General features: G+C 49.2%; 11 protein-coding genes, 1 tRNA gene and 1 other annotated feature. Of the genes, 4 read left to right on the forward strand and 8 right to left on the reverse strand.

Annotation, left to right across the window (positions count from 1 at the left end; translation table 11 throughout):
• Positions 1-12: 12 nt before the first annotated feature.
• Genes SOW26_RS00570 through SOW26_RS00590 form a run of 5 tightly spaced genes read right to left on the reverse strand, consistent with a single transcriptional unit; the run spans position 13 to position 7660 of the window.
• Positions 13-1320: a tetratricopeptide repeat protein gene (locus SOW26_RS00570; RefSeq protein ID WP_276958549.1), complete on the reverse strand. Its 1308-nt coding sequence runs from the start codon at positions 1318-1320 to the stop codon at positions 13-15.
• Positions 1321-1339: 19 nt separating this feature from the next.
• Positions 1340-1474: a hypothetical protein gene (locus SOW26_RS00575; RefSeq protein ID WP_276958548.1), complete on the reverse strand. Its 135-nt coding sequence runs from the start codon at positions 1472-1474 to the stop codon at positions 1340-1342.
• Complete coding sequence (locus tag SOW26_RS00580; protein ID WP_320651699.1) at positions 1467-2789, reverse strand: bifunctional folylpolyglutamate synthase/dihydrofolate synthase; 1323 nt, start codon at positions 2787-2789, stop codon at positions 1467-1469. The genes SOW26_RS00575 and SOW26_RS00580 overlap by 8 nt, the downstream gene beginning before the upstream one ends.
• Entirely contained in the window at positions 2789-4993 is a 2205-nt protein-coding gene (locus SOW26_RS00585; RefSeq protein WP_154477755.1) for an LTA synthase family protein, read from the reverse strand. Before SOW26_RS00585 ends, SOW26_RS00580 begins: the two co-directional genes overlap by 1 nt.
• 15 nt (positions 4994-5008) lie before the next feature.
• The gene (locus SOW26_RS00590; RefSeq protein ID WP_154477753.1) at positions 5009-7660 is read right to left on the reverse strand and encodes a valine--tRNA ligase; all 2652 of its coding nucleotides are present in this window, start codon (positions 7658-7660) and stop codon (positions 5009-5011) included.
• 213 nt (positions 7661-7873) lie between these two features.
• Positions 7874-8097 (reverse strand) — a binding site (T-box leader).
• A gap of 271 nt (positions 8098-8368) precedes the next feature.
• Here SOW26_RS00590 and hydE point away from each other — a divergent pair.
• The 3 genes from hydE (at position 8369) to hydF (ending at position 12218) form a co-directional block, all read left to right on the forward strand.
• Entirely contained in the window at positions 8369-9493 is a 1125-nt protein-coding gene (hydE, locus tag SOW26_RS00595; RefSeq protein ID WP_320651700.1) for a [FeFe] hydrogenase H-cluster radical SAM maturase HydE, read from the forward strand.
• A complete protein-coding gene (gene hydG, locus SOW26_RS00600) occupies positions 9486-10907 on the forward strand; it encodes a [FeFe] hydrogenase H-cluster radical SAM maturase HydG (RefSeq protein WP_276958545.1) in 1422 nt (473 codons plus the stop codon). The genes hydE and hydG overlap by 8 nt, the downstream gene beginning before the upstream one ends.
• A 66-nt stretch (positions 10908-10973) precedes the next feature.
• Positions 10974-12218, forward strand: a complete 1245-nt coding sequence (gene hydF / locus SOW26_RS00605) for a [FeFe] hydrogenase H-cluster maturation GTPase HydF (RefSeq protein ID WP_276958544.1) — start codon at positions 10974-10976, stop codon at positions 12216-12218.
• A 111-nt stretch (positions 12219-12329) separates the two neighbouring features.
• Here the strand turns inward: hydF and SOW26_RS00610 are convergent, their stop codons facing one another.
• Together SOW26_RS00610 and yaaA are read right to left on the reverse strand one after the other, a co-directional pair.
• Positions 12330-13262 (reverse strand): CPBP family intramembrane glutamic endopeptidase, encoded by a 933-nt coding sequence (locus SOW26_RS00610; RefSeq protein WP_276958543.1) that lies wholly within the window; start codon positions 13260-13262, stop codon positions 12330-12332.
• 172 nt (positions 13263-13434) lie between these two features.
• Positions 13435-14223, reverse strand: a complete 789-nt coding sequence (gene yaaA, locus SOW26_RS00615) for a peroxide stress protein YaaA (RefSeq protein ID WP_276958542.1) — start codon at positions 14221-14223, stop codon at positions 13435-13437.
• A gap of 186 nt (positions 14224-14409) precedes the next feature.
• Between yaaA and SOW26_RS00620 the strand changes: the two genes are divergently transcribed.
• Positions 14410-14535 carry a hypothetical protein gene (locus SOW26_RS00620; protein WP_320651701.1) on the forward strand — a complete coding sequence of 42 codons (126 nt, stop codon included), beginning with the start codon at positions 14410-14412 and terminating at the stop codon, positions 14533-14535.
• 46 nt (positions 14536-14581) lie between these two features.
• Here the strand turns inward: SOW26_RS00620 and SOW26_RS00625 are convergent.
• Positions 14582-14653: transfer RNA gene (locus SOW26_RS00625), tRNA-Asn, on the reverse strand.
• Between the last annotated feature and the right edge of the window lie 66 nt (positions 14654-14719).

Genomic DNA, 14719 nt, shown 5'->3' on the forward strand with positions numbered 1-14719 from the left:
TTGCGAAAACGACTAATTCCCCAGCTTTTCTTTTGCTGTGGCTCCGGCCTGCGTATCGCCGTAGGCATCTGCCAGTCTCTGATATTTTGCCTGCGCCGACTCAGTGTCGCCTTTCCCCTCATAGGCCTGTGCCAGAAGCAGCAGGGCCTGTCCATCACTGTATCCTTCTTCTATTTGAACCACTCTTTCCAGATTGGTGATGGCTGTATCATAATTGGCCACCTGCATATTCGCTTTCGATGTGGTATACAGACGTTCGCACGCTCTCGGATAGAGCACCCCCGCCATCTCCTCGTAGATGCTTCTTCCCGCCGTTCCCAGTGCAGCCGGGTTGACTTTTAAGAGTTCATCGATCATAGCTTCATCGCTCATGCTGTTGCTCCTATAATAGGATTCTATATTCATCACGATCTCATAGCTGGACTGGGTGGATGCCGCCGTGGCCTGCGCGTTTTCTGTCTCCTCGCTGTTGGCTCGGTAGCCTTCCAGATCCTTCTTCAGTGCCCGGATCTGCGCTTCCTGCTCTGCGATCTTATCGCCAAATTCCACTGCCTGCTTGTTGGTCTGATTCTGCCTGGAACCGGAAATGGCCGGCATGACCAAAAGCCCCATGATCGCAGTTCCCACCAGGATCCCCAGCAGGATATTGACGATCGAATGATAGCCGCCTCTTTCCCTTTGTCCTGCCGGAACAGGCTGGATGATGGTTTCATTTCCCACATGGTAGGTAACCGTCTCCCTGCGTTTCCCCTTCATGGACACGGGCCTGGTCTTTCTCACCTGGTTCAGCTCATGCATATAGGACAGGGTGATCTCATCCGTGGTATCCAGCTTGTATGCGGATCGGATGGCCTGTCTCGCCAGGGAATACTGTTCTCCATGCAGATACAAGAGTCCCATCAGCTGATAGGCTTTCACAAAGCCGGGATGTGCCTGTACCGCTTTTTTCAACTGGATCAGCGCCAGATCCTCCGCATTCTGCCAGCAGTATTCCAACGCACGGTTATATCGCTTGACCGCCTGGTTGACAGCCAGAAGCTCGGCCTTTGATTCCTTTATCGTTTTTATAAAATAATTTGCAATATTGTCTTTTGGCTGGATGTTCTTGCTGAGGATCCATTCTGTCAGAGCCTCTGCCACGTCACCCCTGCCGTAGTAGACCAGTCCCAGAAGATTCCGCGCCGCAACATTGGTCCCGTCATACTGCAGACTCTTTTTCAGGGCTGTAGCTGCCCCCGTCAGGTCGCGGATATTTGCCTTTTTCAGGCCCTCATTGTAACAAATATGGGATTGGTACAAGATCTTGGTCGTATATTCCATGATTTTCCCTCTGACCCTTCTACTTGGTCTTTTCCATGACTTCCAGCAAAATATCTGTCATATCCGTCAGATCCTCCTGGTGTACGGCATCTTCAATATCCTCCACCTCAAGACTTGGCTGAAACCTTTTTAACTCTTCCTCAAAATTAAGCATATCCTTTGCCTCCTGTCAACCACTTTTTTATCATACCTGCCAGATAGAGAGACCCTACAGCGTAGACTCTTCCTTCCTTCCCGCATCTTTTGTCCGCCTCCCTGAGACTTTCCGCCAGTGTCTGCTTTCCGATCACTTCTTTTGTGGTACAGGTCCGGAATATCTCTTCCAGCTCCTTCACCGGCACGCCTCTTTCCTCTTCGATCTGCGTCACTACATACGCTTTTACCTGCGCTCTCTCACAGAGGAGACGGATCATTCTTCTGTAGTCTTTGTCCCTTACCGCCGAAAACAGAAGGACTGATTCCGCCAGCCTTTCGGGCTCTGTCAGGGACAGGCTCTCTAAAAACGCCTCGATCGCCGGGGGATTATGAGCTCCGTCCACCGTAAGTCTTGGCGTCAGCTCTTCCATTCTCCCCTCCCACGTCACCGCCTCTATGGCTTCTTTCCATCCCGCCCTCCGGGCTGCTTTCGTCTGTAGCAGACTCTCCGCTGCCCGCAGCGCCAGCTCCACATTCCTTATCTGATACAAAGCGCCGGAGGAGATCCGGTAGAGAACACTTTCATCATAAGCATTTCGCCTAAAAAAAGCAATCTTATTCTCTTTGGATCCCTGCAAAACATCATCCGAATCCGTTACGCTTTCCCAGGTCGCCTTTTTCGCTTTCGCCGCTTTTTCTATGACTTTTGCCGCTTCTTCCTGATTTCCATCGAAGATGACCTTCCCGCCGTCTTTTATGATCCCTGCCTTTTCTCCTGCAATGGCAGAAATACTGTCTCCCAAAATCCCCGTATGGTCCAGTCCGATGGAGGTGATCACCGACAGATGGCAGCCCTCCAGCGCATTCGTGGCGTCCAGTCTGCCTCCCAGACCCGTTTCCAGAATCAGATACTCCGCCTCCGATTCCTGGAATACCAGCATGGCGATCCCAAATAAAAATTCAAAATAGGAAGGATGTCCCAGTCCTTCCTGCTCCATCTCTTTCGCCACAGTCTTCGCTTTGTGATACCCCTTTAAAAACTGCTCCTCCGACACCAACTTCCCATCCAGACGGATCCGCTCTCTGAGGCTGACCAGATGCGGAGAGAGAAACAAGCCCGTCCGTTTTCCTTCTGCCAGCAGGATCGCCTGAAGGTAAATGCAGACAGAACCTTTTCCGTTGGTCCCTGCCACATGTACGATGGTTTTATCCACTTCCAAACATGAAAGTCTCCGCAGAAACTCTCTCGTGTGTTCCTGCGGATGCTTTGTAGTAAACTTGGGCAGCTCTTCTATATAGGACTCTGCCTGCCCAAAAGATTCTATGATATCCATTATTTCTTTTCCTCGTGTAACTGGCTGACCCAGGACTTGCTAAGGTCCGTGCCGGTTCCTTCCTGTACTTCCAGTCCGCCGTTTTTATAAATATATTCATTGGAAGAGCGGAATACTGTGTCGCTGGATCCCATCTGCCGTATGACAATCACATCGCCTTCTGACAGCTCTGATTCGTTCAACTCGATCCTGGTATTGTTCAAAAAGGTACTTTTTTGCTTTTCTCCATTGATATACACCTTGCTGGATTTGGTAAAATTTGTACCGTAAAGGCTGTACCCTGCTCCCAGATGGGGAATGATCTTATCCAGGGTCACATCCCTCATTCCCATGATCATATGCCCCTCCTTTGTGGGCGTATGATCCCGGTAGGTGTACTGCTTTCCATAAAGAAGATCATACTGGAGCAGTTCCAGATCCGGCAGATACTTCTTAGTTTTTCTTCTTTCCTGATGGTAGTTAAACACGGTTCCGGAATGGATCCCCAGTCGGTCAAACACGTCTGCCGCTATCTGATACGCAGGAATGTTCCTGTCCTCTTTCGTCAATCCGATATTGTCCCAGATCACATAATTGGTATCATACAGGTACCGTCCTTTCAGATCCTCCGCCTTCAGCCCCAGCGTCGGCAGATGATCCCCATAGAACACGATCACCGTAGGTTCCTTTCTCTTTTCCACCTGCTTTACCAGGTTTCCTGCAAACTGATCCATTTCATAGACCTGATTCACATAGTATTCCCAACGGTTTTTCAATGCCTCATCTTCAATTCCTTCTACTTTGATCCTGGGATTTTCCAATACCTTTTCCGCCGGATAATCCCCATGTCCCTGTACGCTGACAGTAAACACAAAATCCTGCTGCTCTGTACTGTTCATCGCATCCTCAATATGCTGGAGCAGTACGTCGTCCTTGGCCCAGCCCTTCTCCGTCGTCTGCAGGATGTTCATAAATTCTTTGCTGGTAAAGGAATCAAATCCTATGTTATTAAACACTCTGGAACGGCTGTAAAAATTCCCTCCGTTATTGTGAAGCGCATGGGTTCCGTACCCCAAAGCTGCCAGCGCCGTCGCCGCACTTTCACAGGTATTATCTTTTAGCATGGTCTTGTACGGATACTCTCCCGGCCCAAAAAAACGCAGGTTCATTCCCGTCAACACCTCAAACTCCGTATTGGCCGTTCCGGCTCCGATAGACGGTACCTTAAAGTATCCGGTAGAATACTGCTGCGCCATTTGATGAAGATTTGGTGTCACATCCTCAGAGGTGGTAAAAAATTCCACTTCCTCGATGTCAAAATAGGATTCCAACTGCACAAACAGGATGTTTGGCATCTGGCTTTTATTATCTGCTTCGTTCTTATTGATCGCGCCATTCTCCGTAATCCTGTCTATTTCCTTTTCGTTGTAGTTGTTGGGCTCTGTGATCCCCGTATTGAACACACTGGCCATAAAGCAATAGGGAAGTCCGTAGTCCTCATAGGCAAAAGCGATGTTCCCAAAATAAGTAGACACCACCCGCTTCTCGATCGCCAGATCTGTGATCCAGATATATCCGACAATGCACAAAGCAATCCCCAGAAGCGCCGGGATTCGCCGGAGTTTTCCCTGATACTGTCCGCCTCTTTTCCACATGGAGATCACCCAGGCCACCACAGCGGCGATTCCGATCACCAGCACCATCAGCTCAAATCCATTGAAATAATTATTGATCAGCGTAACCCCGTCTTTTGCCACCTTCAGATCCTGTGCATTAAAAGGTGTGACTCGCTTCATCAGCATGTATCCGTTGGAAACTCCGATAAATCCCCACAATACACTGATAATGATTCTGGCAAAAACTCTCCGTTTCACCAGATACACCACAGAAAAAGTGCAAAAGATCATAAACGCATTATACAGAAATACCAGCGGCACTCCCGTCATGTACTGAAAAGCCTCTATGAGGGAATGCCTGGACACCGCTTCGATCCCCAGATTGATCCCACAGGCCAAAAGCGCATGGAAGAAAAGAGAGAAACGGTTCATAAATCCGTATATCTTTTGCATTTGTTTCCCTCTTGGACTGTTTCTTCTTTCCTCCAGGATCCTCTCCCTGCGCTCTTTTCGCAGCCTTCTGTATTCCTTGATGTCTTCAATTTTTAAATGTCTGCATGTTTCCCAGATCTTTTTCAGGTCAATAGGACGCTTGAATTTCTTTTTCATTCTATCCCCTTCGGGCTATCTTCCTTCCAGCCCTTTTAATCTTTCTGCTACCTGATCCGCCATCTGCCTGTAGGTTTCCAGCTTCTCTCTTTCTGCCTGGACTTTTTCCTGCGGCGCCTTGCTTATAAATTTTTCATTCTTCAGCATGTTGGAGGCCCGCAGAATCTCTGCCTGAAGCCTTGTCTGCTCTTTCAACAGCCTTTGCCTTTCCTGTTCAAAATCGATCAGTTCCTCCAATGGAAGATATACCGTAGCCTCCGGAACTACTATGGATACCGCGTCTTCGGAAATATCCGGTCTGCTTTCACATACCACGAAGTCGCTGGCAGAAGCCATCATTTTCGCCGATTCTTTCAGCGTTTCCAGACCGGCTCTCATCTCTGCATCCTCCGATACCACAAAAACGCTGGCCTTTCTGGAATTTGGCACATTCATTTCCGCACGGATATTTCTGACGCCACGGATGATCTCCTGGAATCTTCCCAAAATTTCTGCTTCTTTTTCAAACTCCCAGGAGGCTTCATACTCCGGCCAGGTGGACATCATCAAAGATTCTTCCTGAGAAGCCACGCTTCTGTAGATCTCTTCCGTCACAAACGGCATATATGGGTGCAGAAGCTTCAGGGAACGCTTCAGGACCTCCCGCAGGGTCCACAACGCATCATTGGCGCCTTTTGCATCTTCCTCAAAATGGTAGATCCTGTATTTTGCCAGTTCGATATACCAGTCGCAGAACTCATCCCAGATAAAGTCGTAGATCTTGGACAGGGCGATCCCCAGCTCAAATTTATCCAGATTGTCCGTCACTTCTTTTGTCACCTGACTGCATCTTCTCAAGATCCATTTATCATCGGTACGCAAAGACTGCAGATCAGGTGTGCGAATCTCCTTGTCTTCCATGTTCATCAAAATAAACCGAGATGCATTCCAGACTTTGTTGGCAAAATTTCGGCTTGCTTCTACCTTTTCCTGATAAAAACGCATATCGTTTCCCGGCGCATTTCCGGTTATCAGCGTCATTCGCAGGGCATCCGCCCCATATTCCTCGATGATCTCCAGCGGGTCGATTCCATTTCCCAGAGATTTGCTCATCTTCCTTCCCTGGGAATCTCTCACCAGTCCATGGATGAATACGGTATGGAAAGGAGATACCCCCGTATGGGCATACCCGGAAAATACCATCCGGATCACCCAGAAGAAAATAATATCATATCCCGTCACCAGCACGTCCGTGGGGTAGAAATAATCCAGATCCTCCGTCTGCTCCGGCCAGCCCATAGTGGAAAACGGCCAAAGCGCCGAGCTGAACCAGGTATCCAACGTATCTTCATCCTGGGTAAACCCGGTGTGTCCGCACGCTTCACAGACAGCAGGCTCCTTGGATGACACCACCATTTTCCCACAGTGTTGGCAGTAGTAGGCCGGAATCCTATGTCCCCACCAGATCTGTCTGGAAATACACCAGTCCCGGATATTTTCCAGCCAGTGCAGGTAGATCTTGTCAAACCGCTCCGGAACAAATTTCAGTTCTCCATTTTTTACCGCCTCAATAGCAGGCTTTGCCAATTCTTCCATTCTGACGAACCACTGCTGCTTGATCATGGGCTCTACTGTCGTATGGCATCTGTCGTGTGTTCCTACATTATGGGAATGGGGAACGACCTTCACCAGATATCCCTGCTCCTCCAGATCTTTCACGATTCGCTTTCTCGCCTCATAGCGATCCAATCCTGCATAGATTCCCCCCTGCTCGTTGATGGTGGCGTCATCATTCATCACATGGATCTCCGGAAGCCGGTGTCTTTTTCCTACTTCAAAATCGTTCGGGTCGTGAGCCGGTGTGATCTTCACCGCTCCCGTTCCAAACTCCCTGTCTACATATGCGTCTCCTACTATGGGGATCTCTTTATTGACCAATGGTAACAGCGCCGTTTTTCCGATCAGGTGCTGATACCTCTCATCCTCCGGATGGACTGCGATCGCCGTGTCGCCCAGCATCGTCTCCGGTCTGGTGGTTGCGATTTCCAGATACTCTTTTGTCCCCGTAATGGGATAACGGATATGCCAGAAGCTGCCTTCCTGTTCTTCATGCTCTACTTCTGCATCAGAAAGGGAGGTCTTGCAGACCGGACACCAGTTGATGATCCTTGGCCCTTTATAGATATAGCCCTTTTCGTACAGGCGGATGAAAACCTCTTCCACTGCTTTGGAGCATCCTGCATCCATGGTAAACCGTTCTCTGTCCCAGTCACAGGATACCCCCAGTTTTTTCAGCTGCGCTTCAATGGTTCCCGCATATTCTTCCTTCCATTGCCAGGTCCTCTCCAAAAACTTTTCCCTGCCCAGTTCTTTTTTATCGATCCCTTCTTCCTTTAGCTGGTTTGTCACCTTTACCTCTGTGGAAATGGCTGCATGGTCGGTTCCCGGGATCCAAAGTGCATGAAAGCCCTTCATCCTCTTGTAGCGGATCAGGATATCCTGCAGGGTGTTGTCCAGCGCATGTCCCATATGCAGCCTTCCTGTAATATTCGGCGGCGGCATCACTGTGGTAAACGGTCGTTTGCTGCGGTCTACTTCCGCATGGAAAAACTTCTTTTCGCACCACTCTTCATATAATTTCGCTTCGATCGCTTTTGGATCATAAGTTGTATCCATCTTTTTTCCCATTTTCTTTTTCCTTTCTCCTCAAATATCTTCTGCTATTCCCTTTAGATCCCTCTTCAGATATCGGCGGGCCCTTTTGCAACGCCCTCCATACCGCCGCAGTGCTATCCGGCAGAACATGTTTTATTTCACAGAAGGTCTTCCCATAAAACGCAGAAGAAATCCCGCATCGCAGGGCGTGATCCCATGAAATAAAAAATACCCTCTACAATGTCTGTAAAGGGCGACGAATCGCGGTACCACCTTTTTCATGCGGACCTTCTCCGCACACTCATCCTGTTCTTTAACGGGAACGACTCGCAGCCGGTTCGTCTTCCAGATTCACCGACCGGGCTCCGAAGCTACCTTCCATATCTCTGTCCTTTGGATTTCCTTTCAGCCTGTGGGAATTCCTCTCTGAAAAAGGGATGATATGTACTCCTCTTCTTCACTGCCTTTTGCAATCAATTACTGAATATGATAGTCATCCTGCCTTTGTTTGTCAAGCGACTTCATGGAATTTTAAGGATCCTGTTAAAAACCAAACTTATATTGTGTCCCATTTCTCACCATGCTATAATTTTTTTATCAAACAGGCCACGACAGTGAAGGCTTTCCCCACGGATCCCGCCCTGTGGTTTTTTCATTCCAAAGCCTATGGCGCCCGCTTACGACCTGCCTTTCTTGCGCAGGCCTTTTGTTTTTTACCGATAATCTACCTTATAGCAAAGGATGACCTTTATGGAAGAAACTTCACATTTAAAAGCCCTTGTCCAAAAGCTGGCGGATACCCAGCAGCTGGATCGGGAGGAATGGGTGACGCTGCTTCAGGGGCAGTCTCCCGAATTTTCGGAATATCTGTTTGCTCTCGCCAGAAAAGTCCGCCAGAAGCATTATGGCACGGACGTCTACGTGCGGGGACTGATCGAATTTACCAACTACTGCAGGAACGACTGCTATTACTGTGGGATACGAAAAAGCAACCCCACCGCCTCCCGGTACCGTCTGAGTCCGGAGGAAATCCTCTCCTGCTGCCGCATCGGCTACCGGCTGGGATTCCGTACCTTTGTACTGCAGGGCGGAGAAGATGGATATTATACCGATGCCCGCCTGGTTCCTCTAGTGGAGCGGATCAAGACGTCCTATCCCGACTGTGCCATTACCCTGTCTGTAGGAGAACGTGACCGTAACAGCTATCAACGGCTGTTTGATGCGGGAGCCGACCGTTATCTGCTCCGTCACGAAACCTTTCAGCATACACACTACAGTAAGCTGCATCCTGCTTCTTTGTCTGCCGGACACCGGCAGGACTGCCTCTGGACTTTAAAAGAGATCGGGTATCAGGTCGGAACCGGATTCATGGTGGGTTCTCCCTTTCAAACCGACCAACATCTGGCAGAGGATCTGCTGTTTATTACCCGCCTGAATCCTCAGATGGTGGGGATCGGACCTTTTATCCCCCATCATGCCACACCTTTTGCAAAAAAATCGGCAGGTACTTTGGAAAAGACTCTGTTTTTACTGGCGCTCTTAAGGCTCCTGCTGCCCAAAGTCCTGCTACCGGCCACCACCGCCTTAGGCACGATTCATCCCAAAGGCAGGGAACTGGGGATTCTGGCCGGCGCTAATGTAGTAATGCCCAACCTTTCTCCCACTTCTGTGCGAAAGGATTACGCTTTATATGACAACAAGATCTGTACCGGCGACGAAGCCGCAGAGTGCCGTGTCTGTCTGGAAAGACGGGTCAACTCCATCGGATACCAGATCACAACTGCCAGAGGAGATTCCCTGAACCTGGATTCCTACTCTGCCGCTATCAATCCCATAGACTCAAAAGGAGGATACCCTTATGTATGACGTTCATTCCAAACACGCAGAAGATTTTATCAATCACCAGGAGATTTTGGATACGCTGGCCTATGCCGATGAAAACTGCCACAACACGGCTCTGATGGAAGCTCTGATCCAAAAGGCAGCGCTCAGAAAAGGACTTTCTCACCGGGAAGCCTCTCTTCTTCTTGCCTGTCAGGATCCACAGCTTAACGAAAAAATCTTCCGCCTTGCTCAGCAGATCAAGAAAGATTTTTACGGCAACCGCATCGTTTTGTTTGCCCCGCTGTATCTTTCCAATTATTGTGTCAATGGCTGTACCTATTGTCCCTACCATCTGAAAAACAAGACGATCCGGAGAAAAAAGCTGACCCAGGAGGAGATCCGTAGAGAAGTCATCGCACTCCAGGATATGGGACATAAGCGTCTTGCGCTGGAAGCCGGAGAGGATCCCGTTCATAATACCATGGACTACTATCTGGAATCCATCGAGACGATCTACAGTATCCGGCATAAAAACGGAGCGATACGCCGTGCCAACATTAATATCGCCGCCACGACCACAGATAATTACCGCCTGCTAAAAGAAGCCGGCATCGGTACTTATATCCTGTTTCAGGAAACTTACCATAAGGAAAGTTACCTGAAGCTGCATCCTGCCGGTCCCAAGCACGACTATGATTATCATACGGAGGCCATGGATCGCGCCATGGAAGGCGGTGTGGATGATGTGGGGATCGGAGTCCTCTTTGGATTGGACAAATACCGCTATGAATTTGCCGGACTTTTGATGCATGCCGAGCATCTGGAGGCTGCCTTCGGCGTCGGTCCTCACACCATCAGCGTTCCCCGGCTCAGAGATGCAGACGACATTGATTCTTCTTCCTTTAAAAACGGAATTGACGATGCAACCTTTGAAAAAATCGTAGCCTGTATCCGGATCTCTGTTCCCTACACCGGCATGATCGTCTCTACCCGCGAGAGTAAAGATGTTCGCCAACGAGTCCTACAGCTAGGGATCTCCCAGATCAGCGGCGGCTCCAAAACCAGCGTAGGGGGATACTACCAGCCGGAAACCGACGAAGACAATTCCAAGCAGTTTGATATCAATGACGACCGTACTCTGGATGAGGTGGTACACTGGCTGATGGAAATGGACTATATTCCCAGCTTCTGCACCGCCTGTTACCGGGAGGGTCGGACCGGCGACCGGTTTATGTCCCTCTGCAAAAGCGGCCAGATCCAGAACTGCTGTCACCCCAACGCACTGATGACCCTTCAGGAATATCTGATGGATTACGCCTCACCTTCCACCAGAGCTTTGGGAGAGACCATCATCGACCGGGAGGTTGCCAATGTTCCTAATCTGAAAGCCCGCTCTGTCGTACTGGAAAACCTCCGGCTGATTCGGGACAATAACCGCCGGGATTTTCGTTTTTAGTCCGGGAATGTTTTGACTGCGCAGGTATTTTATTCAGAAAGTGTTTCACCCAGAAAGGAGTGTTTTATGAGTCTCAATCAAACCCCTTCTGCCAACCGCATCCACATTGGGATCTTCGGTCGGCGAAATGCCGGGAAATCCAGCTTGTTAAATGCACTGACGAGCCAGTCCCTTTCTATCGTATCTCCTGTGAAAGGAACCACCACCGATCCCGTCCAGAAAACCATGGAGCTTCTTCCTCTGGGGCCGGTGGTGCTGATCGACACGCCGGGACTGGACGACGTGGGGGAACTGGGCGAAAAGAGAGTTCAAAAAGCGTTTCAGGCGCTAAACAAAACGGACCTTGTGCTTCTGGTGGCAGACTATTCCGAAGGATTGTCCGCCTGTGAATATGATTTATTGGAAGCTGTCCGCAAAAAGCAGCTCCCCTGTATCCTGGTTTGGAACAAATGGGATCTGGCAACAGTTTCTTCCGGTGAGAATGTCTGTTCTTCCCAAAAGCCTGCTGCTTCCGGGAACCTTCCCGCGGCTGCTCAGAACCTTCCCTCTATCTGCGTCAGCGCTTCCCTGGGCTGGCACATCCGGGAACTGAAGGAGTTGATCGGGAAAACGTTTCCTCAAAAGCAACAGGCTCCTTTGATCCGAGATCTGGTACGGCCTTCTGACCTGGTGGTGCTGGTCATCCCCATCGACACCTCTGCTCCTAAAGGGCGCCTGATCCTGCCCCAGCAGCAGGTGATCCGGGATCTGCTGGACGGAGGCGCTGTTTCCGTAGTGGCATCCGACGCGGAGCTTCCGCAGGTACTGGCCTCTTTCCAGAAGGATCCTGCCCTTGTCGTCTGTGACAGTCAGGTATTCCATAAGGTGTCGCCGGCAGTTCCTCTTTCTGTTCCTCTGACTTCCTTTTCCATTCTCTTTGCACGTTACAAGGGCTGCCTTCCTTCCCTGGCAAAGGGCGCTTCCTTCCTGGATGATCTGGAAGACGGCAGCCACATTCTGATCTGTGAAGGCTGCACGCACCATCGTCAGTGCGAAGATATTGGAACAGTCAAGCTTCCCGCCTGGATCCGCCGGCACACCAACAAGGAGTTTCAGTTTTCCTTTACTTCCGGCACCGAATTTCCTGCGGATCTAAACTCCTACGACTTCATCATCCATTGTGGCTCCTGCATGCTTCCGGATCGTGAATTTCAGCATCGTGTCCGCTGCGCCAAAGATGCCGGCGTCCCCATCACCAACTACGGAACTGTGATCGCTCACATGCGGGGAATCCTGGAAAGAAGCCTGGAGCCCTTTCAGCATTTACTGTAAAGAACCCTCTCCATTTTGCCGTGGAAAATGGAGAGGGTTCTTTGTTCATACAGAAAACAGGTAAGTCGCCGTTTTCCGTAAACACCAATATAAGTGATGTATCTGGATCTGTCAAGATTTCCTGCTTTCTGCCGAAACCTCCGGCTTCTGCCGTCTGTCCGCAAATCTTCCCAAAAGATACACGCCCGGCAGGATCATCACGTAATTCATCAGGCTGATCCCTTTTATAATCGCTTCCGTTTCCAGAAACGGCGGGAGGGCAGACAGAAAATTGTTCAAAATATGAAGTCCGATCACATACCTCAAGGATCCTGTCTTTTGATACACGATAGCGATCCCCACTCCCATTATCATTGTATACACTACCTGCACCGGTTCCTGATGCCACAAGCCAAACAGAAGTCCCGACCCGATCACAGCAAACCACCCTTCCCTGATTTCTGCAAGATATTGATACACGATTCCTCTGAACAAAAGCTCCTCCACAATCGGCCCAACCAATACTACCGACAGAAACACCCAGATATAAGGCTCTCCCAACTGTTCTTTCCCTACCGTCTGAAATCGCTCCATGCTATCCCTGATAAATGGAACTTTGTACAAAACCTCTTCGGCAAAGTTAAGCCACAGACTGCTGATTCCTCCTAAGCCAAATGTAATCACCGCCACCTCTAATGCCTTCTTCCATACCGGTTGCTCTTTGACTCTCTCATCTTCTGTCTGTTTTGTCCACCGGGAAGGCTCTTTCACATCCTTGCCTTCTGCTTTTTTCATCTGACTTTCTTGCCCGCTCTGCTCCTTGCTCCGTCTCTGCTCTTTCAGACAAAACACCCACAGTCCATAGATGCCCAGAAGCCAGGCACATCCGACCGTATCCCAAAGATAATACTGTTGGCTCCATGCTATCCCTTCTTTCGGCAGCACCTGTGCCAGGAAATCAGCCGTATATCCAACAAGCACCATAACTATTTCATAGCAAAATACGGCAACTCCCAGCAGCAGTACCAGGCCGACCGTTTTCCCCATTCTTTTTCTCTCTCCCATGCTTTTCTTTCTTATCCCGTCACAAGACAGAACCAGCTTTTCCCTTCCTCTCCGCTTTTTGCAGGATTTCTGTTTGAACCTTTCCTCTCTCGTCCTCTTTTTCCTCTTCTTTTGCTTTCACCCCGCAGACTGCAAGCTTCCCTGTTTTCTGCCTTCCTGTAGCTTTAGAGGACTACCGGGTCTGCTTTTGCGGCTGCCGCTCAAACACATATTCCTTTGCGGAAGAAAGCTCTTCCCGGAACCGAAAGTCCAGTCGTCCAAATTTTTTCAGCGCTTCCGGCTCTTCCACCTGATGCTCTGCCATATACCGCACCATCTCTCCTCGCGCCATCTTTGCATAGGTTCCTTTTGTTATTAGCTTTTCTCCTGCCTTTTCACAAAAAGTCACCGTCAAAAACCGGTCCCGCACCTCCAGATAGGGCTCCACACATCTCGAATATTCTTTAGAAGCAAGGTTCAATATAAGCTCCCCTTTTTCTTCTTTCCCTCTGCATCCTTCTCCCTTTGCCACCGATTCATACAGCTTTCTTCCCCAAAATTCGTATAAGTGTCTGTTTGCTCCGATCTTTCCCCGCGCCTGCATCTCCAGGCGGTAGGGCGTTACCCCGTCCATGGGCTTTAACACCCCGTAAAAACCGGACAGGATCCTTAGATGTTTTTGCAGGTAATCCAGTTGTTTCTCTTCAAATACGCTGGGTGCCATGTACTGAAATGCCAGGCCCTCATAGGCTAAGACGGCCGGAGTCAGATCTTTTTCCAGCTCCATGCTTTTTAGACGTTCCACATTCTGGCGGGCGATATTGTCATTGCATTTCCAAAGAGCTTTCAGCTCCTCATAAGATTTTTCCCGCATCCATTCCAAAAGTTGTTTCGTTTCCTGAAGATATTCCGGAAGCCCCAGATGATCCAGTTCATCTGTTTTGATCTTCATCCTTTTTGCCGGTGATAATATGATCTTCATCCTTTGTCCTCTCCAAACAAAAGAAGGTGATCTCACTCTGTCAGCGAACACCTTCTCTTTTTCTTCTATTCTTTCTTTTTGATTATATCATATCTCTTCCCTAGGAAACCAGATTTCTTCGGATTATTTTGTATCATTTTTCCATCTGTCTTTTTGGAAGCGCCGCCGTACTTTTGAGGATCTATCTTGTGGCTCAGGATAAGCCAGATTCCCATGATTCCGTTGGATACGGCCAAGACCATTACTGCAAAGATCGGTCTTACCACTACCAAATTACGAAATGCAAATTTCCAGATAGATGCCGAATCGTAACGTATAAAAAATAACCTGTAAAAGAAATCTTTTACAGGTTATTAAACTCCCCGAGTTGGGTTTGAACCAACGACCCTTCGGTTAACAGCCGAATGCTCTACCGCTGAGCTATCGAGGATCATTCTTCTATTCTCCATGTACCTTCAAAACCACATACAAGTTAAGCATCCGTCTCCTACCGATT

Source organism: Suipraeoptans intestinalis (assembly GCF_034091795.1).
Lineage (GTDB): Bacteria > Bacillota > Clostridia > Lachnospirales > Lachnospiraceae > Suipraeoptans > Suipraeoptans intestinalis.